The sequence below is a fragment of the Labedella populi genome (assembly GCF_004078655.1).
Taxonomy (GTDB): Bacteria; Actinomycetota; Actinomycetes; order Actinomycetales; family Microbacteriaceae; genus Labedella; species Labedella populi.
The window spans coordinates 1-19,219 of the sequence record NZ_RZNC01000005.1 but is presented as its reverse complement, the minus strand read 5'-3'; the positions used below and the strand labels follow the sequence as shown (position 1 = coordinate 19,219).

Here is a 19,219-nt window from a genome sequence, read left to right as displayed (position 1 = left end):
CTCTACTGTGCAGCGTGTGCCGTGCGTGTCGTGCGTGTCGTGCGCACGGAACGGATGAGGGTCCGGGCGATGCCGCGCGCGAGCGCCGTGGTGTGGCGGGGGTCCCGCAACCGCATCGCGAGGTCGCCCGTGACGAGCAGGAGGAGCTCGTCTCCGAGCAGCGCCGCCTTCCCGCCGCGCCCGCCGCCGTCCTGCTCGCGGACGAGGGGCCGGGAGAGATCGCGGAGCCGTGTGCGCAGAGCCTCCGAATCGCGCCGCACCGCGGCGGCGACCTCCTCGGGCCCGTGTTCGTACTCGGCGGCCGTGCCGAGGACGGCGCACCAACGCGATCCGAGAGGACGTTCGCGGAAATCGTCGAGTGCGTCGAACACCGCGAGCAGGCGGTCCTCGTCGTCGTCGTGACGGGCGACGGCCTCATCCCATGTCGCGATCCACGCGCGATGGCGGCGGTCGAGGGCGGCCGCGAGGAGCGCTTCCTTGCTCGCGAAGCCCCGGTAGAGCGTTGCGGCGGAGACTCCCGCTTGCTCGATGACGGCGTCGATCGGCGTCGCCGCGATGCCTCGAGTGAAGAAGAGGTCGTCCGCAGCGTCGAGCAGTCGGGTCTCGGTGCTCTCGCGGATCGCCATGACAGCACCCTAGACTACAAAAGTGAAACGTGCGTTTTCGTTTGAGTCCACCTCGTCGCTCGTCCTCGTGACGGCGGGGACCGGACTGATCGCCGCGACCTACGGGCTCATCCGGCTCGCTTTCGGGCTCTTCCTCCCCGACGTGCGGCGGGAGCTGGGTCTCGCCCTCGACACAGCCGGGGTGATCTCCGGCGGAGCGTCGGTTGTGTACTGCGTGGGGGCGATCGCCGGATTCATCTTGGCCTCGCGCCACGCCCGGATCATCGCCACGGCCGCCACGATCGCCGGTGCTGCGGGAGCGCTCGGTATGGCCGTGGCCCCGAACGTCACGCTCTTCGCGGTGTTCGCGATCGGGAGCTCCGCCGGCGCGGGACTCGCATCGCCGGCTCTCGTGACCCTCGTGGGGCGGAACCTCCCGGAGCGTTCCGTGCCACGGTTCCAGACGGTCGTGAACGCGGGCACGGGTCCGGGACTCGCCCTCGCGGGTCTCCTCGCTCTCCTGCTCCTTCCCGACTGGCGCGCAGCCTGGTTCCTCTCCGCCGTGTTCACGGTCATCGTCGGCGTGCTCGTGCTCCTCGCCGATCGCGGGCCCGCCCCCGACGCCTCACCGGCCAGGGCGCTTCCGCCGCTGTCGTGGTACGTGGACCACACGCGTGTCATCGTGGCGGCGCTGCTGATGGGATTCGGATCCGCGGCGGTGTGGACGTACGCCCGCACCGTCCTCGTCGATGCCGGGTCCGGCGAGACCCTCTCGATCACGGCCTGGGTGGCACTCGGCCTCGGCGGGTCGACCGTGATCCTCTCCTCCCGGTTCACCGATCGCGCGGAGCCGCGCCATCTGTGGGCCGTGACCGCCGGTCTCATCGCGATCACCTCGGCGATCGTCGGCGTCGGTTCGGAACGACCCGCCGTCATCCTCGGTGCGGCCGTCATCTTCGGCTGGGCGTACACGGCGGGCAGCGGCGCGCTCATCGGATGGACGATGCGGATCGATTCCGAGCGCGCGGCCGCGGGCACCGCCCTGCTCTTCGTCGTGCTGATCCTCGGCCAGGCCATCGGAGCGGTGGCCGCCGGCCTCCTCGTCGTCGTCGCCGGATACCCCCTCGCCTTCCTCGCCGCCGCCGCTGTCGGCGCGGGGGCCGCCGGCATGGGAGTGACCCGGACCCGGCATGGGAGTGACCCGGGTCCGGCTGCGGCTGGGTCGCTGAGGTAGCGGCACTGAGGTTGCGGCACTGGACCCGCTACCGATGGGCGGCTCAGTCGCCGCCCATCGCGTAGACGCGCCCGAGACGGGATCCCCCCGTGCCACGCAGCACTCGCGAGAGCACGGCCGCTCGCGCTCGGATTCCGATGGACGTTCCGGGAGCGCTCAGGGCCATGTTGACTTCCGCCTGCCGAGCGGCGGCGACGGCCGCGGTGCGTCGCGTGCGGTCCCAGGCCTCGAGCCGATCCGATGACGCGCTCCCGTCCAGGAGAGCGACGACGACGGGCACGAGCGCGGCGACGTCGAGCCACCCGAGATTCATCCCCTGGCCGCCGATGGGACTGATCTCGTGGGCGGCATCGCCCACGATGGCGATGCGTGTGCCGACGGCGAAGCGTTCGGCGAGGGAGCGCCGAACCCCGAAGGCGCTCACGAGGGTCGCCGAGGCCGGGTCGACGGTGATGCCCGTTCGTGTCGCGACGAGGCGTGCGAGCACGTCCGCTCCGGCGTGAGGCAACAGCACCGGAGTGTGTGCGACGAAGCGCCGCACACCACCCGGGAGGGGGAAGGACTCGACGACGCCGTCGGGCGTGAGCGTCACGACCGCGTCCTCCCCGTCGTCGGTCGTGTCGGCCACGTCGCCCATGAGGTAGCGGTCGCGGTAGCTCCGGCCGCTCGTCCGCACGCCGAGTCGGCGCCGCGCGGGACTCTCGGTGCCATCGGCGATGACGACGAACCGCGCGCGCTGTTGCGTCTGGGTGCCGGTCCGAGCGGTGCCCGTGCCCTCACCCCTCACCGTCACTCCTCGGGGATCGGGTGCGACGCCGACGACGTCGAGGCCGTACCGGACGGGCGCGGTGCCGATCGTGCGCAGCACCTCCTCGAGGAGCGCCTCCGTGCGATGCTGCGGGAGCGTCGCGACGAAGGGGAATCGGCGCGAGACGCCGTCGAACGACACCGTGCCGACGTGGCGGGGCCGCACTGCCGTGCCGATGAGCGGGGCGACGCGGGCGTGACCACGTCGGACGCGGACGGCCTCGTCGATGAGCGGCTCCGCCGCTCCGACGCGCTCGAGTGCCGCGAGCGCGGGAGCGTGCACGCCGATCGCGCGGGAGAGCAGCGCTCGCTCGTTCCGCTTCTCCCACACCTCGACTTCGAGTCCCGCGCGCGCGAAAGCTCCCGCGGCGAACAGACCGGTCGCTCCCGCTCCAATGATGAGGACGTCGATCATCGCCGGTCGTGCCCATCGCCGGTCGAGGCCGACTCCATCCCGACGGCGTCGAGGAGGGCGAGGACCCGGAAGGGTGCGTGCCGCTCCACGCGCCAGCCGCTCGGGAGGACACGTGCGAGCTCTCGCGCGGTGTAGCTCCGTCGGATGGAGCGCAAGCCGTCCGTGCGCAGGAAGGAGCCGCGGGCGATCGGCGTGATGCCGACCTGATAGCCGACGTATGCTGCCCGGCTGCGCTGGATGTCGTTGTGGACGGCGAGACGGCGGGCGAGCGCCGCCGAGTCGCCGAGGACCTGGTCGAGGGCCGTCGCGTCGAGATGGTGGAGCACGTGGTTCGAGAGCACGACGTCGAAGCGCTCCCCGCGGGCCACGAGTTCGGAGCTGCCCTCGCGGCGGAACGACACGTTCGGCGGAGCGGGACGGTTCGTCGCGAAGGCGAAGGCCCTCGCATCGGGATCGATCGCGGTGATGACGAGTTCGAGACCGTCGGATCGCGCCCACCGCGCGAGCGCGATGGGGACGTCACCTCCGCCGAACCCGATGTCGAGTATCGAGAGCGACGACGCTCCCGTCGGGGAGGTGAGCGCCTCGCGCGCGAGCGGCCGGATGAGGTCGCGATAGACGCCGCGCCACCCGGACACGAGGCGATTGACCATGCCGAAGCGCGCATACGTGCGATCGAGCGCGATCGGGTCACAATCGGGGTCGTCCATCAACTCGATGAGCTCGGTGTCGCGTTCGCGGAGCGACGGCCACCACGCGTCGTCCCGTCGTCTCCGGGACGCTGCGCGCTGCGGAGAGACGTTCACCGTCCGCCTCGACGAGTCATCATCGCGGACTCCACGGTGAGGCCGGGTCCGAACGCCATCGCGCACACGCGTTCGGCCGCGTCGGGTGCCGTCACGGAGGCGTCGTCGCCGTGCAGGATGGAACGCAGGATGAACAGCACGGTTCCACTCGACATGTTGCCGACCGTTCGGAGGACCTCGCGGGACGGCTCCAGTTGCGCGTCGTCGAGACGGAGGGTCGTTTGCACCCGGTCGAGAATGCTCCGCCCGCCCGGATGGATCGCCCACTTCTCGATCCGTCCGGAGGGATCGTCGACGGCTCCGTCGACGGTGCTCATGACCGGCGCCAGGGCTGCCTCGATCGAGCGTCCGATGATCTGGGGGACGTAGCTGCTCAGGACCATCTCGAAGCCGTGATCGGAGATCGTCCACGCCATGTCCGCTTCGCCGTCGCTCGTGATCGTCGTGGAGAAGTGGTCCAGCTCGAGGGACGGCCCGATCGCTCCGTCCTCCCGCGCGGTGACGACCGCGGCTGCGGCTCCGTCCGCGAACACCGACGAGGCGACGATCGAGTCGGGGTCGTCGGACGAGCGGATGTGTAGTGTGCAGAGCTCGACACACACCACGAGGACCACCGCGTCCGGGTCGGCCGCGCAGAACTGGGCGGCGGAGCGCAGCGCCGGGAACGCGCCGTAGCATCCCATGAACCCGAGGTGGTAGCGCTGAGTGTCCGCGTCGAGCCCGAGAGCGCGGACGAGTCGGTAATCCGGCCCGGGCGCGAAGAATCCGGTGCAGGAGACCGTGACGACGTGGGTCACGTCGGACGCCTCGAAGCCCGACGCGTCGAGAGCGGCGCGCGCCGCTCCGATGAGGAGAGGAGGTGCCTCGCGCGTGTAGACGTCGTTGCGTACGCCCGTGCCGGGGTTCAGGATCCGCCCCGATTCCCGGGAGAAGAAGATCGGCGCGGAATCGTCCGAAGGAGCAGTGCCGTCCGCCGGTGCGGAGCCGCCCGGTGCCCGGTCGGCCAGTTCGCTGATCACGGTGTGGCGGGTGTCGATGGCGGACGCGTCGAATGCGGCGCCGATGAGTCGCTGCGCCAACCGCGACGCGTCTGGCTGGCTTCGGAAGATGTCGCGCACCGACTCTTGCGAGATGACGGCGTCCGGCACGCGGGTTTCGATGGAGCGGATACGGGCGGGCATGGTGTCAGGCTAATCGCGACCGGGCACTCGCCGGTGCCCCTGTCGATCCCCGGCTTCGGGGGCTACGGTGCCCGCTCCTCACTCCCAGCAGAGGCAGAAGGGGTGGCCCGCCGGGTCGGCGTAGACCTGGAACCCCTTTGGCGCGTCGAGATCGTCGGCACGCTTCAGGAGCCGGGCGCCGACCGCCATCGCCTCGTCGTGCGCCGACCGGATGTCGTCGACGATGAGGTCGAGGTGGAGCTGCTGGGGCTCGCCGTCCGGCCACTGCGGGGGCACGTGGTCGGGTGCGAGCTGGAAGGCGAGTTCCTCCCTTCCATCGACGTGGAGCGAATGCCAGTCGTCGTCGCGTTCGACGGTGCCGCCCAGCAGGTCGGCCCAGAAGGAGCTCTCGGCCTCGAGGTCAGCGGTGTCGAACACGACGATCTTCCGTGTGATCCTCATAGCGGTCATCCTGCCTCGAGCGCGTGCTCAGGACGTGGAGGTGATGGCGTCGGTGAATGCCGGCAGGTCCTCGGGCGAGCGGGAGGTGATGAGCGTCCAGTCCCCGTCGGAGTCCGTGACGAGTTCCTCGTCCGTCCACGTCGCGCCGGAGTTCCGGAGATCCGTCTTGAGGCTCGCCCACGACGTGAGGCTCCGGCCGTCCGTCAGGCCCGCCTCCACCAGCAGCCACGGACCATGGCAGATGGCGGCGATCGTCTTGCCGTCACGCGCGAAACTGCGGGCGATCTCGATGGCGTCGCTCTGCTGGCGGATGTTGTCGGCGTTGATCGTGCCGCCCGGCACGACGAGGAGATCGAAGGACGCTGGATCGACGGCGTCGATCGTGGTGTCCGGCGTGACGGTCTCGCCCGGGTCCTTGTCTCCGACGAGGGTCTGGATGGGGTCGGTGGACACGGCCGCGATGGTGACGTCGATACCGGCGTCACGGAGGGCCTTGACCGGCTCCGTGAGTTCGTCCTGCTCGACTCCGTAGTTCGTGGTGATGACGAGAGCGCTCATCGTTCCTCCTTCATGCGTCGTGCTGTCGGTTCTGTCTCGGGTACTCGGGCGTCGTGCGGGTCAGACGAGCGCGCGTGCCGCGCGGGTCACGTCGAGGGACTGTGCGACCTCGACGGCGCGGTCGTAGCGCTCGCCCGCGAGGGCCACGTAGACGCGGCCCACGTGCTCGACGAAGCCCATGACCCGCTCGCCATGCGCGACGCGCAAGAGACTCGGGGAGACGCGGTCGAGGACGAGTTCGTCATGTGCGTCGGTCTCGACGACACCGGCGTGAATGAGTGGCGTGTGCTCACGAATCGGTGCCGCCTCACGCATCGGTGCGGCGTCACCCGCCGGTGCCACCGGCCGGACTGGCCGGGTGCTCTTCCGGGTGGCGTGGATGTCCCGGGTGGTGTGGATGTCCAGTGTCATGATGCAGCTCCCCTTCATGCGCGCCGACGTCCGCGGCCCGCTGCCATCGGCTGCCGGTGTGCGTCCGGTGCCGGCTCCCTCGTCTGCGCCTGACGCGAGCGAGGTTTCGCGGGAATCGTCTTCGATCACCCGCTGCTTCCACGGTAGGCGCACCCCGCGCGAGGGACACCTCCTTGACAGTCGGAGGGGAGCGGACTAGCCCGGGCGGCGGTGTGGACGACGGGTCGTCGTCAGCGCCGGCGGACCCGGATCAGCAGGAAGACGGCGAGGGCTACGACGGCGCTGCCGGCGGCGACGACCGCCGCCACGGGGACGGGCTGCTCTGCCGCCCGAGCACGAACGCGGGAGACAAGATCCCCCCACCGCCGCGTCGGATCGAACGTCTCAGCGGTTGGCGCTGTCATACTCGCCCTCGCCCTTGAAGGCCCGGACGTCGGCCTTCACGTTCTCGACGGCTTCGGTCGGCACAGGGGGGACGCCCGTCTTGAGCGCCTTCAGCCCGACGAGTGCCAGCACGATGACGATGATCAGCACCACTCCGCCGACGATGAGTGCCGAGGCCCATGCAGGCAAGATCAGGGACAAGGCGATGATCGCCGCCGCCAGCAGGATCTGCAGGAAGATGATCGCGAGGATCCCGGCGCCCACGAGAAGGCCGACACCGACGCCCGCCGACTTGAGTTTCGCCGTCATCTCCTGCTTCGCGAGCTGGATCTCGCCGCGGATGAGCCGCGAGATGAGTTCGGGCAGACGTCCGATGAGCGAGCCGAGAGACCTGTCTTGAAGGCTTGGGCGATCCTCCGTGGAGCGTGTGGACATTGTCGGTCCTCTCGTCGATGATCCCGGATCGGGTTCGTGCTGTCCGTTCCATGCTCCCGCGCCGAAGGGGAGAACGACAAACGGAAGGTGTGACCGTTCCCCGCTCGGGGGGCAGGCCCTATACTTCCCGCGCCCTCGCCCGTCACCCGAGAGGCGATGGAGCTCGACCGCGGGCGCGGGCCGGAGGGAGGAGTCCTATCAGGAACCCGCTGTGGGGGAGGGCCGGGAAGCGGTTGAGTGCGATGCTCAGGTCCTGCTCCGGCAGGTAGTAGTCGAGCCGGGCGAGTTCGAGCATGGCGGTCTCCATGATGGCGACGGTCGCACGCTCTCCTGGGCACCGGTGCCCGCTCGCGGCGTCACCGGCGCCTTGAGGCACGAGCGTGAACGGGTCGCCGTCCCAGTCGCGGAAACGGTCGGGGCGGAAGACGGTGGAGTCTCCCCAGATACGCTCGTCGTGGTTCGTCGCATACAGGTCGAGCAGGACCCAGTCGCCCGGCTCGAAGACCCGGTCCCGCCACTCGAACGACCGTGTCGCCGTGCCGCCGATGACGGGGAAGAAAGGGTAACACCGGCGTACCTCGTGGGTCAGGAGGAGAGCGTCCTGCTCGGGAGTGGCTCCCGTGCGCAGTCGCCGCCGCCACCCGGGCCACCGATTCATCGCGTGAGCCCCGAAGACGATGAATCGGGCGACGGCGACCGTCGGGCGCAGCACGTTGAGGAGTTCGACGGCGGCGACCTCGAGGGGAAGCGGCCGGTCGTCGTCACCACGGGCGTTCGCGAGGCGGCGCAGGGGAGTCTGCCGCACATCGGCCGGGGAGGACTTCCGACCGGAGAGCCTCAACCGCTCGGACTCCCTCCGGTCGGCGGCGATGACGTCGCGCGCCCACCGTTCGGCGTTCCGGCGGCGGGCCCGCGCTGCCCAATTCGCGGGCCCGAAGGAACCCGCCCCGTTGATCATCGCGATGAGGTCACCGCTCAGCCGATCGACGTCGACGTTGGAGGGAGCGATACCGACCCAGCGCAGAGCGACACGGGTGAGAAGTCGCACGAGTTCGTCGTGCAGTACGACCTCACCGGTCCAGGTGCGGACGGCTCTCGCCCATTCGTTCCGGTAGACGCTCTGCACGTCGGCGATCGCGGCGTCGTCCATGAGGAGTTCGACGAACAGGGACTTACGTCTCCGGTGTGCTGCTCCCGTGAGCGATTGCACGCTGCCCTCGTCCTGCAGGAGGTGCATGACCGAGGTCGGCATCGCGCGCTCTCTCCCGAATCGGTCGCCGTCGTAGAACATCCGAGCGGCGTCCGCGCCGTACACGACCGTCGCGGGGCGCAGCATCAGCCGGGTCTCGAAGAGGTCGCCTCCGGCGCGCTCGAAGCGATTGCGGCCGTAGAGATACCCCTCCGTGAGGAGTGCCACGGAGCTGTCGGTCCCGGCCGGGCGAGTGACGCGGCGTCCTCCGGAGCGACGGCGGATGGACCGCCTGGATTCGTCCCGCTCCTGGATCCGGCCGTTCCCCTCGTGTTGACTCATGCCGGAAGCCTCCTCCCGATCGCCCCGCCTCTCAAGCGCTTGACACCCTTTCCTGGCCGAAGGCGCCGTGCAGGGGGCTGGCCCGTTGCTTCTGGACTCAGCCCTTGCGCGCCTGGGTCGCGACGCCTTCGATGAAGTAGCGCTGGCCGAACGCGAACAGGATGAGCATCGGGATCGTGACGATCACGCTCGCGACCATCACGTACTGGTAGTCGCCGTGTCCGCCGTTGGTCGGGCTGAACGTCGTCATGGCGTAGGAGATGCCGAGCGGCACCGTGAAACCCTCGACGCTTCCCGCGTTCAGGTAAATGAGCGCTCCCTGCAGGTTGTTCCAGCTGGCCTGGAACTCGAACAGGAAGATGATGACGAACGAGGGTATCGAGAGAGGCAAGGCGATGCGACGGAACAGCCCGAAGTAGCTCGCCCCGTCGAGACGCGCCGCCTCGAATAGCTCCTTCGGCAAGCCGAGGAAGAACTGCCGCTGGAGGAAGATGTAGAACGCCGAGCCGAAGAGATTCGCCGCGAACAGCGGGAGTGACGTGCCGAGCAACCCGAGGTTCTTCCAGATGAGGTACTGCGGCACCATCGTGACGGCGCCCGGCAACATCATCGTCGCGAGGACGAGGCCGAAGAGCAGGCCGCGGCCCGGGAAGCGGAAGTACGCGAAGCCGAATGCCACGAGGGAGCTCGAGACGGCCACGAACGCCGCGGCCAGGAGCGCGATGACGAGACTGTTGAAGATCCACGAGAACAGCGGAAGCTGGTTCCAGACCTCCGCATAGTTGCCGGGGAGGATCGTGTTCGGGATGAGGCGGTTGTCGAAGACCTCGCCGCGCGGCTTGAGGCTCGCCGACACGAGCCAGACGAACGGGTAGAGGAACAGGGCGCTGAAGGCTGCGAGGAGGACCCAGAGGACTCCCTTGAGCACCCGGCGACGCGTCCGGTACTTCGCGTCTCCGGCGAACCGGCGTTCCGCGCGCGCCGGCCCGGCGGGCTGCTCGGCGAGTTCGGCGTCGAACTCGGGCGGGAGCGTGCCAATCGGGCCGCTGTGGGTCGAGACGGCGTCGTCAGGAGTGGCCTTCCCCGAAGCGGGGCCACCGGCGGTGCTGTCGTCGAGGCCCGGACCCGTCGTGGTGCCCGTCGATGAGCTCATCGGTTGTCCCCCTCGTAGTAGACGAATCGGTTGCTGACCTTCACCTGCACGAGGGTGATGAGCAGGATGATGACGAACAAGAGCCACGCCATCGCGGCCGCGAATCCGAAGTTGAACTGCCGGAACGCCTGCTGGAAGAGGTAGACCCCGTAGAACAACGAGGACTCCGGCGACGCGTTCGTCTGATCGCGCCAGAACAGGAGATAGGCCTGGTCGAACACCTGCAGGGCCGCGATCGTCAGCACGATCACGTTGAAGAAGATCGCTCCCGAGATCATCGGGACGGTGATCGAGAAGAACTGTCGGACGGGCCCGGCGCCGTCGAGCGCGGACACCTCGTAGAGCTCGACGGGCACGTTCTTGAGCGCCGCGAGGAAGATGACCATCGTCCCCGCGACGCCCCAGAGCGTCATGAGGACGATCGACGGCTTCACCCAGTCCGGGTCGATGAGCCACTGCGGGCCTTCGATGCCGAAGATTCGCAAGAACTGGTTGATCGCGCCGGTGTTGCCGTTGAGCAGGAGGAGGAACATCGCGGCGGTCGCGACCGTCGGCGTCATCCGCGGCAGGTAGAAGACCGTGCGGAAGAAGCCGGCACCGCGGCCGACGCGGTTGAGGACGAAGGCGAGCAGGAGCGCGAAGGCGATCTCGAACGGCACGGCGAGGATCGCGTAGAACAGGGTGTTACGGAGCGACAGGGCGACCTTGGGGTCCTCGAAGAGTCCCGCGTAGTTGTCGAAGCCCGTCGGGGAGATCTCACCCGTCGCGAGGTTGTAGTCGCTCATCGAGATGACGAGGCTGTACCCCATCGCTCCGGCCGTGAACACCAGGAATCCGATGATCCACGGGCTGATGAACAAGTAGCCGGCGATCGCTTCCCGCTTGTTGTACTTGCGCACCCGGATCTCGGAGACCGGGGTGTGCTGCGTTCGCGTCTGCGACATCTGTTGGTGCACCCTCCTCGAGCGACCCGCCGTGCCGAGCCCCGATGGGACGTTATGGCGGGAGAGGCGACTCGTTCAACACATTGCTTTCCGAGGAGAAGCATGCTCCCCTGCTGCTCCGACGAAATGTCAAGGGGATGAAACCACGAGAAGCGCTTCTCTCGCAAAGCCGCGTACGCGCTTCGTCCGGATTGCGCAAGGCCGCGCCCAGCGCGCACCCTCGGGGTACCGTCGCTGGCACGTCGGGAATCCCACCGGCGGTCGGACCATCGAAGGGAGATCACATGGGTGCGGATGACAAGGTGGAGAACACCACCGAGAAGCTCACCGGTAAGGCCAAAGAGACTTTCGGCCACGCGACGAACGACGACGAGAAGGTTGCCGAGGGCCGTGGAGACCAGTCGAAGGCCGACCTCAAGCAGGCCGGCGAGAACGTCAAGGACGCCTTCAAGTAAGCAGGCGACCACGAAGAACGGGCCCGGGAGCATCGCCCCGGGCCCGTTCTCGCTGCAGTGATGACCGGGCCGGATTATCCGACGGCCTGGTCGTATGCCCGCATCGCCGCGTTCTGAGCGTCGGCGAGTGCGTCCTCGGGGGTCTTGTCGCCGAGCAGCACCGATTGGACGGCGTTGTTCAACTCGGACTCGATCTGCTGACCCGCCGGCGAGGCACCGAACGTCTCGCCGTTCTCGACTGCGTCGTAATAGGTCGAGATCGTCTGATCGAATCCGGCGTTCCCGCTCTCACCCACGTACTGCTCGCGGACGAACGTGTCGGCCTCCGGCGAGCCCGTGAAGAGACCGGCGTTGATCGCGCCGGGTGTCTCGGAGAGCGTCGCGGCGCGGGCCTCGCCGGCCGCCTTCCACGCGTCGAGGCTCGTGAGCTCGAGAGCCCACGAGCACGCGGCGTCGGGGTTCTTCGCGTTCGCCGGGATGACGAACGCCTGGCCGCCTGCGACGGCGAACGGCTCGCCATCCACGCCGCGGAACGGCACGGCCGAGATGTCGAGCGCGTCGACGTACGGGCTCAGCACGTTCACGTACCACTGCGCATTCACCTGAGCGCCCACCTGGTCGGCGACGAACTGGTTGTTCTCGCCGAAGGTGTCGAACGAGTCCGTGAAGCTCTTGACCTTCGCGTAACCGCCCTGGGCATCGGTGATGCGCTTGAGCAGCTCGAGCCCCGCGACGTTCGACTCGTCGTCGAGCGTCGGCTTCCCGTCCTCGACGAGCATTCCGCCCGCTCCGAGGATCCAGAGACCGGCCTGGCCCCCGGCGACCGGGTCGAACCCGATGAGCGTGGGATTCCCATCGCTCTCCTGGTACATCTTCTCGATCGCACCAAGAAGAACGTCCGGCTGGGACGTGTCGATCTCCTCGGGCGCCACCCCGGCGGCCTCGAGCACACGGTTGTTGAGGATGATGGCCGGCGGCTGATAGAACTGCGGCACCCCCCACACCCCGTCGTCGTACGTGACATCGTCGAGCACCGACTCGTAGTAGGTCGACGCGGGGTCGACGTCGTGGATCGAGAAGCACTCGTCGAGGGGCATGATCAGCCCCTGGGAGGCGTAGGTCGCGACGAAGCGACGGTCCATCTGGACCACGTCGGGCACGTTTCCGCCGGCGACGCGCGTCGTGAACTTCTGTGCGTCGAACGACGTCTGGTCGATCTCGACCTCGACATCGCCGAGTTGGTCGGCGGCGTAGTCGAGCCGGGACGTCCCCACGTCGTCCGCGTTTTCGAACCCCCAGGCGTTGAGAGTGCCGGTCGCCTCCGTGGAGAACGACACGTCGCCGCTCCGGGTCGCGCCGCCCCCGGAACTGCAGGCGCTCATGGCGGCGACCGCGGTGACGGCTCCGACCGCCACGAGCGTGCGAGTGATTTTCCTCATGACTTCCCTTTCCTTCTGTCGTCGTGCGTGGCGAACGCATGGTCGATTCGGCGAACGGCGACGGCCTGAAAGTAGCCAGAAGTGCGCCGGGCGAGAAAGTCCTTGCCGCGACGAGGAGAAGTGTGCTTCTCTACAGAACCGCGAGAGCGAGTCGGGAGGGGTCGCGTCCACGCGCTCCTGAGGGACAACTCATCGCCGCGCCGACGAGCGGTGGTTTCACTCTCACTTCCGCTTCCGAGCGTCACAGATTTCAAGATTCGGCGATACGAGTGACATAGTCATCGCATGGCCTCCCTCATCTACGGCACCGAGACCTTCGAGTTCGAAGATCGTCAACTCGCGCACGTCAAGTTCGTCATCAGTCAGAAGCTCCGCCGTCAGGAGAGCTTCCTGCTGTCCTGGTCGTACTCGCTGGCCCTCGGCTCCGGCCGGAGTTCCATCTGGCTCAACGAGCACAGCCACTTGCACTTCCGTTTCAACGGCAGCAAGCCCCCGACGCTCAACCAGGTCTGGCTCGAGCGCCTCATGACCGCGTCGTTCTCCGTCCGAGGTCTCGACCTCGACGAGTGCCCCGAGCCGCAAGAGCAGTGAGCGGTTACCGACCGGCGTCATGACCTCTTCGACAGGCGACGATCGTCCCGGCGACGGGAAGGATGCCGTCGATCGGATTGCAAATCGAGCCGGCGGCTCGGGGATCCGCGTCGCCGTCGCGGAGTCTCTGACGAGCGGCACGATCGCCTCGCGACTCGGGGCGGGCTCCGGCGCGTCGGAGTGGTTCGCCGGCGGTGTCGTCGCCTATGACTCCGAGGTCAAGTTCTCGGTGCTGGGAGTCGAACGCGGCCCCGTCGTGACGGCGACGTGCGCGCAGCAGCTCGCCCGTGGGGTCGCGTCGCTCTTCGGCGCGGACGCGGCGATCGGCGCCACGGGTGTCGGCGGCCCGGGCCCCGAGGAGGGGCAGCCGGAGGGTACGACATTCATCGCCGCCCTCGTGGGCGATCGCCTCGAGGTGCGCGAATTCCATTTCGAGGGCGGCCCCGCCGACGTGGTCTCCTCCGCGACGGAAGCCGCCGTCACCCTTCTCGCAGCGATGCTCGAGAACGGCGACGACGGCTCCTGCTCGGATGGCCGTCCGCTCAGTTGAGCGCGACCCGTCCGGTCATGCGGCGGGGTCGAGGACGACCTTGATGCAGCCGTCCTCTTTCTTCTGGAAGACCTCGTACATGTGCGGCGCCTCCGCGAGCGGCACCCGGTGGGTGACGAGGTCGGCGGTGCCGAGCGGATCATCGTCCCGCTCCGCGAGCGGCAGGAGCGTCGGCGTCCATCGCCCGACGTTGCACTGACCCATGCGCAGGGCGACCTGCTTGTCGAACATCGACTTCATCGGCATCGGGTCCGCCTCGCCACCGTAGACACCGCTGATCGAGACGGTGCCGCCGCGGCGGACGAGCTCGAGCGCTCCATGCAGCGCAGCGAGCCGGTCGATACCGGCCTTGTCCATGGCGGGACGCGCGATCGCGTCCGGCAGGAGACCGATCGCGGCGTGGGCCGCTGCGGCGACGGGCGAGCCGTGGGCTTCCATCCCGACAGCGTCGACCACCGCGTCGGGACCCCGCCCGTCCGTCGCGTCGCGGATCTCCTCGATGACGGTCTTGGTCGAGTCGAAGGTGCGGATTCCATACTTCTCCGCGAGTGCCCGCCGCTCGGGCACCGGATCGATCGCGTAGACCTCGTACCCGAGGTAGGCGCCGATGCGCGCCGAGAACTGTCCGACCGGCCCCAGGCCGTAGACGCCGAGGCTGCCGCCGTCGGGCACGCCGGCGTACTGCACGGCCTGCCAGGCGGTCGGGAGGATGTCGCTCAGGAAGAGGTACCGGTCGTCGGGCAATTCGGTGCCGACGACGATGCAATTGGCGTCGGCACGGTGCACCCGTAGGTACTCGGCTTGGCCCCCCGGCACCTGCCCGTACATCTTCGTGTAGCCGTAGAGCGATGCTCCCGTGCCGTACTCGTGGACCTGCGTCGTCTCGCACTGCGACTGCAGCCCGCGCTTGCACATGTAGCACTCGCCGCACGCGATCGTGAAGGGGATGACGACACGGTCGCCCGCTTTCACGCGCGTGACCTCGGAGCCGACCTCCTCGACGATCCCCATCGTCTCGTGGCCGAGGACGTCGCCCTTGCCGATGAACGGACCGAACAGCTCGTAAAGGTGCAGGTCCGAGCCGCAGATCGCTGCGGAGGTCACACGGATGATCGCGTCCGTCGGCTCGACGATCCGCGGGTCCGGTACGTCCTCGATGGTCACGTTCCGCTTGGCCTGCCAGGTGAGGGCCTTCATGGGTAGTCCTTTCGATCGATGGAGCCTGTGCTTGGGCGTGCCCGAGAGCGTCGCGCGTGAGGCGGGGTGGAGACGGGACCGCCTGAGGGTCAGTTCTCGCGCCAGTCGTTGCTCTCGAGGTGGGAGCCCGCCTGGGGGCCCATGTTGAGCATTCCGCCGTCGACCGCCCACGATGCGCCCGTCACGTACGACGACCGGGGCGAGGCGAGGAAAGCGATGACGTCGGCGATCTCCTCCGGGTTGCCGGGGCGACCGAGGGGAACGCCCGGGCGCTCCATCTCGCGCGCGTCCACGTCTTCGGTGGAGTTCATGGGGGTGTTGATCTCACCCGGCGCGACGGCGTTGGCCGTGATTCCGAGGTGCCCGAGTTCGAGGGCGACGGTCTTGAGGAGCCCGCCGAGGCCGTGCTTGGCGGCGTCGTAGGCGGACGAGCCGACGCGCGGCTGCGTCTCGTGAACGCTCGTGACGCCGATGATGCGGCCGCCGTTGCCCGCCGCGACCATGCGCTTCGCCGCACGCTGAATGCAGACGAACGCGCCGTCGAGGTCGGCCGCGATCACCTTCCGCCAGTCGTCGATCGTCTGGTCGAGGAACTTCGTGTGTTCACCCATTCCGGCGTTGTTCACGAAGACGTGGAGCCCGCCGAGTTCGTCCGCCATGCTGTCGACGACGTCCCCGCAGCTCTCGAGGTCGGTCGTGTCCAACTGGGCGACGACGGCACGGACGCCGTGCCGGCGCACGAGCTCCGCCGTCTCGTTCGCGCCATCCTCGTCCGAGTGCCACGTGATGCCGACATCGAACCCGTCGCGGGCGAGGGCGACGGCGGTGGCGCGCCCGATACCGGAGTCGGAGCCGGTCACGATCGCCGTCCGTGTGGGGTCGGGGGTGCTCGTGCTGCTCGTCGTGCTGTCGCTCATCGTTCCTCCAGTGCTCTTCGAGTGCTTCGCGCGGTGCCGGGCGGTCGGACGGGCATGCCGTTCACGGGCACGCCGAAGGCGCGTCTCCCCGGGAGGGGCGACAAGAAGAAAGTGGGGGTGGAATGACCCGACACACTCCACCCCCACGCCGAACGCGAGGCTCCGAGCCTACGGATCGCCCCTTCTCCGAGGGCGCCGCTGCTTCGTAAGCCTGTGCTGCATCCGAACCATTACCCACGTTATCGACGGGCACACTTCAGCACAGGGCATTGACAATCTCCGACATGTGCATAAAGTCTGGCCTCGCGGTGGAACGAGTCGTTCGTCCACCGAACAATCGGAGCGGAGGACGGATGTCGGACCCACAACGTGACGAGAGTGGCGAGCCCGCGGTGAACGACCCGGCGAAAGACCCGGCGATCGTCGGGGAGCGCCTCACGGGGGAACGGGACGCGCAGGACCCCGACGGCCTGTTGACCGTGGACCAGATCGCGGGAGGCAGCCACGGCGCGTCGCCTGAGGAGGGACTCAGGGTACCGCGGGACGGGCGCATCGAGGAGCCCACGGTCATGACCGACGGCGGGGAGACCGAGACCGACGAGTCCTGAGGCTCGCCTCGCCCGCCGCGCCCGCCGCGCCCGCGTCGCCGCCACTCACCCGTCACTCACCCGCCGAGGACGCGCTCCTCGATGAAGCGGTTGCGGAACACGCCTCGAGGGTCGTACGTCTCGACGAGAGCGGCCCACTGCTCGAGGCGGGGGTACAGCGGACCGAGGTCGGGGGCCGTCGCGAGGAAGTGCTTCCCCCAGTGGGGTCGGCCACCGAGCGGGAGGAGGATCTCTTCGATCGCCGGCACGACCGCGTTCACGCGATCCACGTCGGGAACGAACGTGAAGTGCACGCCCACGACGTCGTGCTCGAACGCTCCGCTCAGCCACAAGCGGTCGGCCGCCACCGTGCGGAGTTCCGTGATGAGGAGGGCTGCGTCGATGCGCGCCCCGATCAGGCGCAGCGACCGCAACGCCTCCCGGATCCTCGACCGGGGCACGAGGTATTCCGTCTGGATCTCCTCTCCGGCGCTCGGGGTGGTGTCGAGCCGGAAGTGCGGCAGCAGCTCCGACCAGGGGCGGGCGACACCGAACGGAGTGAGGTTCGAGGGCTGCTCATCGGAGAGCTCCCACGTGGGAGCCGCGACCGCGCCGAGGTGCGTCGCGTCGATGAGGTCCGGGGTCGACTCCGTCACGAGCGTCTTGAGCCAGAGGTGATCGATGACGTCTGCCGACCAACGGGTGAGCACACTCACGCTGTAGGCGGCGCTCATCACGGCGTCGAAGTCCTCGATGAGACGATCCCAGGACACGCCCGTGAAGGCGTCCTGCCGGATGTCGAACGTCGGCCGGACCTCGAGGGTCACTCGAGTGACGACTCCGAAGGCACCGAGGCCCACGACCATGCCGTCGAAGCCGTCGGTCTCTCGGTCGACCTCGAGGAGGTCGCCGTCGGCGGTCACGAGTTGCAGACCGGCCACGGCGCTCGAGAGCGTGCCGTTGTCGTCGCCCGATCCGTGGGTGCCGGTGGCGGTCGCGCCCCCGACGGAGATGTGCGGCAGTGACCCGAGGTTGTGGAGGGCGAGTCCGCGCTCGTGCAGGAACCGCGCCAGATCGCCGTAGCGCGTCGCCGAGCCGACGGTGACCGTGCCGCGTTCCGCGTCGACGACGGGGTCGGACGGCAGACGTCCGAGGTGGACGAGCGTCTCGCTGTCGGGCAGGGCGTTGAACGAGTGCCTCGTCCCGAGGGCCCGCACCCGTCGGCCGGACCGGACGATCGCCCTCACCTCGTCGAGGGATTCGGGCTCGACGATCACGCCCGAGTAGGTGTAGTTGCCCGCCCAGTTCGCCCGATCGGCACCGGTCGTCGGCCGTTCGCCGCCCGCCCTCCGCCAACCGTCACCGTTCGCGGTGTTGTGGCTGTTCGCGGTGTTGTGGCTGTTCGCGGGCTCGGCGTCCATGTGCGTCATCGCATCTCCTGATCGCGGGGCGACGGGTCGTCCTCGTGGGACAACGCTACGTCCTCCGAGCGGGAATGACGCGCACGTCGGCGGGTCGGGCACGGCCCCGCCCCCAGGGAGCCGTGACCTCGGCGGGTTACCGTCGAGGTGATGACTCCCCGACTCCTCTTCCGCATCGTCGCGATCGCCGAGGCCATCACGTGGGCTTTTCTGCTCACCGCGATGTTCCTCAAGTACGTCATACGGACGACGGAGGCCCTCATTCCGCCGGCTGGTGGGGTGCACGGCTTCGTCTTCCTGTGCTTCGTCGGCGTGACGGTGTTCGTCTGGGTGAATCAGCGGTGGTCCGTCGTGACGGGGGTTCTCGGGCTCGCGAGTGCTGTCGTGCCGTTCGCCACCGTTCCCTTCGACGTCGTCATGGATCGCCGTGGCCGACTCGACGGCGGGTGGAGGCTCGCGGCGGGGGGCGATCGGCCGCGGGGAGTCCTCGAGCATGTTCAGGCGTGGGTGCTGCGTCGACCGGTCGTCGCGGCGGTCTCCGCCGTCGGGCTCGTGACGGTGGTGTTCATCGCCCTCCTCCTCATCGGTCCGCCGGTTCCGTCCTCGTCCTGACGAACGCCGGCGGGCGTGCGCGAGAGCAGGCGGCGTGTACGAGTGCAGGCTGGCGTATACGGGCGCACCCGGCCCCGGCGGGCGTGATCAGCCGGTGGCGGGGAGCCGAGCCCGTGATTTCGTAACGTATGTCCATTCGACGTGCCCCGGTCCTCTCACGTGGGGGACGCCGTTGGGCGTGCTGATGCGCCAGGGGCCGGTGTCGATGTTCTGGTGGTGGCCCCAGCAGAGGAGGACGCCGTTGTCGGAGGACGCCGTTGTCGACGTGGGTTCGGCCGCCGTCTCGCCAGGGGATGACGTGGTGGACTTCGCACCATCCGGCGGGAATCCTGCAGCCGGGGATGATGCAGCCGCCGTCTCGTCCGATGATCGCGCGGCGCTGAGTCGCGTTGAAGCAGCGCTGCACGGACGACAGGGACAGGACCCGCCCGTTCGCACTGAAGGTCTCGAGTTGGAACCCGCCGGTGTCGATGAGTCGTTCGATCGTTGTGACGGGAACGGGTGTGTCGAGTCCGTCGATGGATCCGACACCGTTCGGGTCGGCG

The 19,219-nt window shown here is 68.7% G+C and carries 21 protein-coding genes; 6 read left to right on the top strand and 15 right to left on the bottom strand.

All coding sequences use genetic code 11. The features are described 5' to 3' along the window. Positions 1-2: 2 nt before the first annotated feature. Positions 3-626: a TetR/AcrR family transcriptional regulator gene (locus tag ELQ92_RS12955; RefSeq protein ID WP_128499670.1), complete on the bottom strand. Its 624-nt coding sequence runs from the start codon at positions 624-626 to the stop codon at positions 3-5. Between the two features lie 22 nt (positions 627-648). On the opposite strand from ELQ92_RS12955, the gene ELQ92_RS12950 reads away from it, so the two are divergent. Continuing rightward, a complete protein-coding gene (locus tag ELQ92_RS12950) occupies positions 649-1,839 on the top strand; it encodes an MFS transporter (protein WP_128499668.1) in 1,191 nt (396 codons plus the stop codon). A gap of 43 nt (positions 1,840-1,882) precedes the next feature. Here ELQ92_RS12950 and ELQ92_RS12945 read toward each other — a convergent pair whose 3' ends face one another. The 10 genes from ELQ92_RS12945 to ELQ92_RS12900 all read right to left on the bottom strand — a co-directional run bounded on the left by ELQ92_RS12945 (position 1,883) and on the right by ELQ92_RS12900 (position 10,905). After that, positions 1,883-3,061, bottom strand: a complete 1,179-nt coding sequence (locus ELQ92_RS12945; protein ID WP_128499666.1) for an FAD-dependent oxidoreductase — start codon at positions 3,059-3,061, stop codon at positions 1,883-1,885. Then, on the bottom strand, positions 3,058-3,867 hold the full coding sequence (locus tag ELQ92_RS12940; protein ID WP_279432172.1) for a class I SAM-dependent methyltransferase: 810 nt from the start codon (positions 3,865-3,867) through the stop codon (positions 3,058-3,060). Before ELQ92_RS12940 ends, ELQ92_RS12945 begins: the two co-directional genes overlap by 4 nt. Then, the gene (locus ELQ92_RS12935; RefSeq protein WP_128499664.1) at positions 3,864-5,048 is read right to left on the bottom strand and encodes a type III polyketide synthase; all 1,185 of its coding nucleotides are present in this window, start codon (positions 5,046-5,048) and stop codon (positions 3,864-3,866) included. Before ELQ92_RS12935 ends, ELQ92_RS12940 begins: the two co-directional genes overlap by 4 nt. Positions 5,049-5,126: 78 nt before the next feature. Next, the gene (locus ELQ92_RS12930) at positions 5,127-5,489 is read right to left on the bottom strand and encodes a VOC family protein (RefSeq protein ID WP_128499662.1); all 363 of its coding nucleotides are present in this window, start codon (positions 5,487-5,489) and stop codon (positions 5,127-5,129) included. 27 nt (positions 5,490-5,516) lie between these two features. Continuing rightward, entirely contained in the window at positions 5,517-6,047 is a 531-nt protein-coding gene (locus ELQ92_RS12925; protein ID WP_128499660.1) for a type 1 glutamine amidotransferase domain-containing protein, read from the bottom strand. Positions 6,048-6,107: 60 nt separating this feature from the next. Continuing rightward, complete coding sequence (locus ELQ92_RS12920; protein WP_128499658.1) at positions 6,108-6,458, bottom strand: hypothetical protein; 351 nt, start codon at positions 6,456-6,458, stop codon at positions 6,108-6,110. 384 nt (positions 6,459-6,842) lie between these two features. Beyond that, the gene (locus ELQ92_RS12915) at positions 6,843-7,277 is read right to left on the bottom strand and encodes a phage holin family protein (protein ID WP_128499656.1); all 435 of its coding nucleotides are present in this window, start codon (positions 7,275-7,277) and stop codon (positions 6,843-6,845) included. A 142-nt stretch (positions 7,278-7,419) separates the two neighbouring features. After that, positions 7,420-8,808 carry a cytochrome P450 gene (locus ELQ92_RS12910; RefSeq protein ID WP_128499654.1) on the bottom strand — a complete coding sequence of 463 codons (1,389 nt, stop codon included), beginning with the start codon at positions 8,806-8,808 and terminating at the stop codon, positions 7,420-7,422. Between the two features lie 97 nt (positions 8,809-8,905). Further along, entirely contained in the window at positions 8,906-9,961 is a 1,056-nt protein-coding gene (locus tag ELQ92_RS12905) for a carbohydrate ABC transporter permease (protein ID WP_243695028.1), read from the bottom strand. Continuing rightward, positions 9,958-10,905: a carbohydrate ABC transporter permease gene (locus ELQ92_RS12900; protein ID WP_128499652.1), complete on the bottom strand. Its 948-nt coding sequence runs from the start codon at positions 10,903-10,905 to the stop codon at positions 9,958-9,960. Before ELQ92_RS12900 ends, ELQ92_RS12905 begins: the two co-directional genes overlap by 4 nt. A 284-nt stretch (positions 10,906-11,189) precedes the next feature. On the opposite strand from ELQ92_RS12900, the gene ELQ92_RS12895 reads away from it, so the two are divergent. Next, entirely contained in the window at positions 11,190-11,360 is a 171-nt protein-coding gene (locus tag ELQ92_RS12895; protein WP_128499650.1) for a CsbD family protein, read from the top strand. Between the two features lie 74 nt (positions 11,361-11,434). On the opposite strand, the gene ELQ92_RS12890 is transcribed toward ELQ92_RS12895, so the two are convergent. Continuing rightward, a complete protein-coding gene (locus tag ELQ92_RS12890; RefSeq protein ID WP_128499648.1) occupies positions 11,435-12,799 on the bottom strand; it encodes an extracellular solute-binding protein in 1,365 nt (454 codons plus the stop codon). Between the two features lie 285 nt (positions 12,800-13,084). On the opposite strand from ELQ92_RS12890, the gene ELQ92_RS12885 reads away from it, so the two are divergent. Together ELQ92_RS12885 and ELQ92_RS12880 are read left to right on the top strand one after the other, a co-directional pair. Beyond that, positions 13,085-13,390: a DUF7882 family protein gene (locus ELQ92_RS12885; protein WP_128499646.1), complete on the top strand. Its 306-nt coding sequence runs from the start codon at positions 13,085-13,087 to the stop codon at positions 13,388-13,390. Between the two features lie 19 nt (positions 13,391-13,409). Next, positions 13,410-13,940: a CinA family protein gene (locus ELQ92_RS12880; protein WP_128499644.1), complete on the top strand. Its 531-nt coding sequence runs from the start codon at positions 13,410-13,412 to the stop codon at positions 13,938-13,940. Positions 13,941-13,955: 15 nt separating this feature from the next. Here the strand turns inward: ELQ92_RS12880 and ELQ92_RS12875 are convergent, their stop codons facing one another. Then, the gene (locus ELQ92_RS12875; RefSeq protein WP_128499642.1) at positions 13,956-15,137 is read right to left on the bottom strand and encodes an alcohol dehydrogenase catalytic domain-containing protein; all 1,182 of its coding nucleotides are present in this window, start codon (positions 15,135-15,137) and stop codon (positions 13,956-13,958) included. A gap of 89 nt (positions 15,138-15,226) precedes the next feature. Then, positions 15,227-16,054: an SDR family oxidoreductase gene (locus ELQ92_RS12870; RefSeq protein WP_128499640.1), complete on the bottom strand. Its 828-nt coding sequence runs from the start codon at positions 16,052-16,054 to the stop codon at positions 15,227-15,229. Positions 16,055-16,407: 353 nt separating this feature from the next. Between ELQ92_RS12870 and ELQ92_RS12865 the strand changes: the two genes are divergently transcribed. Further along, positions 16,408-16,662, top strand: coding sequence for a hypothetical protein (locus ELQ92_RS12865; protein WP_128499638.1), 255 nt, complete (start codon positions 16,408-16,410; stop codon positions 16,660-16,662). A gap of 56 nt (positions 16,663-16,718) precedes the next feature. Here the strand turns inward: ELQ92_RS12865 and ELQ92_RS12860 are convergent, their stop codons facing one another. Further along, the gene (locus tag ELQ92_RS12860) at positions 16,719-18,071 is read right to left on the bottom strand and encodes a D-arabinono-1,4-lactone oxidase (protein ID WP_243695027.1); all 1,353 of its coding nucleotides are present in this window, start codon (positions 18,069-18,071) and stop codon (positions 16,719-16,721) included. A 141-nt stretch (positions 18,072-18,212) separates the two neighbouring features. Here ELQ92_RS12860 and ELQ92_RS12855 point away from each other — a divergent pair, with 141 nt between their 5' ends. After that, a complete protein-coding gene (locus ELQ92_RS12855) occupies positions 18,213-18,674 on the top strand; it encodes a DUF3817 domain-containing protein (RefSeq protein WP_128499636.1) in 462 nt (153 codons plus the stop codon). Positions 18,675-19,219 lie beyond the last annotated feature (545 nt).